Origin of the sequence: Chitinivibrio alkaliphilus ACht1 (assembly GCF_000474745.1) — a bacterium.
Lineage (GTDB): Bacteria > Fibrobacterota > Chitinivibrionia > Chitinivibrionales > Chitinivibrionaceae > Chitinivibrio > Chitinivibrio alkaliphilus.
The window spans coordinates 1-1,258 of the sequence record NZ_ASJR01000064.1; the positions used below are offsets into that span (position 1 = coordinate 1).

Sequence of the window (1,258 nt, forward strand, 5' to 3'; positions counted from 1 at the left end):
GCAGGACCCCATGATATGCTCCGGCCGCAACAGAGCGACCGTTTCTATTTTTCCCCGTCCAGTAAAACACAAGGCGTGTTCGGTCTTCGTGGTGCAACTCAACAAAAAGATGCTCATTGGAATCGTCTACTCCGCGCACCTCCTGCACCACATTTCCCACCTTATCAAAGATAGTGAGCCGTCCATCCTGCCCCCCTTCTTCCATCTGCATGAGGAAGTCTGCCACCACAACAACCCCCGTGGAAACCGAGCGGTTACGCGAGGTAAGTGCCTCAGGAATCTCACTCTCCGTTGGTATTGCCGGGCTATTGCTGCTAATATATAAGCGGTAGGGAATATCGTGGACAATCAGGGGAACACGCCGGTTTTCTGTCACTGTCTGGACCGTCCCCGACGAGCCCACAGTACCACTTTCTAGCTCAATGGACACACTGTCGCCTTCAGCAATGGGACTGCCCACAACCTCCTCCACGATGAAGGTGCCCATGGTGCGGTCATAGGAATTATCCCGTTCAACACGAAGTTCACTTGTGGCATATTCCAGTGCCGGAGCACCCTGGTCAGAGTGAAAGGCAAAGGGGCGGGAAAGATTCTCCACGGATACCTCATCGGAGTATACCACCCGAAGGGTATCGGGAAACCGGCGAATATCCGGCTCAATACGCTCTATCTCACCGGGGCTGTACTCTGCTGACACCAGAACCGGTGCAAGGGAATCGGCGATGAGAAAGGTTCCATCATCGTAGAGCGTGCCACGCACTTCGCCCAGCTCAGCAGCTGTAAAAGCCGTTTTTCCTGAAAAGGAAAAGGGTTCAAAGCGCGCACGAACAACCCCATCTGCTCCAGAGAAGGCCTCTTGAGAGAGGGTTCGTGTTTCATCGGAAAAGGGCGATTGGAGAATAAGTGTTTCGGGATACTCCCCGAGGGAGAGATCAAAGGCGACCTCCACCGAATCAATTCGGCCATCACCGGTAGCGTCAAAATAGGCCGCAGAATCTACCCGTGCCACCCGACGATAGGAACGATCAAGGCGCTGCCACACGGCAAAATCAGCACGGGCTTCGAAGGTAATATCCTCCGTTTCAAAAAGATCTATGGGGCCGGAATAGGCAATGAAATCGGGGGAATCTTCACGGGAAACCCAAATCTCCTGATTCACCCACTCCCCCGAAATGCTGGCTATAACCGGCAAAGGAACAGTGGTAAAATCGCGGCTTTCCGGATCTACACGAAGCCCATCTACGGTATCGCGAATGGC

At 53.7% G+C, this 1,258-nt stretch carries 1 protein-coding gene; it reads right to left on the bottom strand.

What is annotated here, in order from left to right; all coding sequences use genetic code 11:
• Positions 1–1,258, bottom strand: a 1,258-nt coding sequence (locus tag CALK_RS13090; RefSeq protein WP_034638390.1) for a hypothetical protein, incomplete at both ends; no start/stop codon positions are given.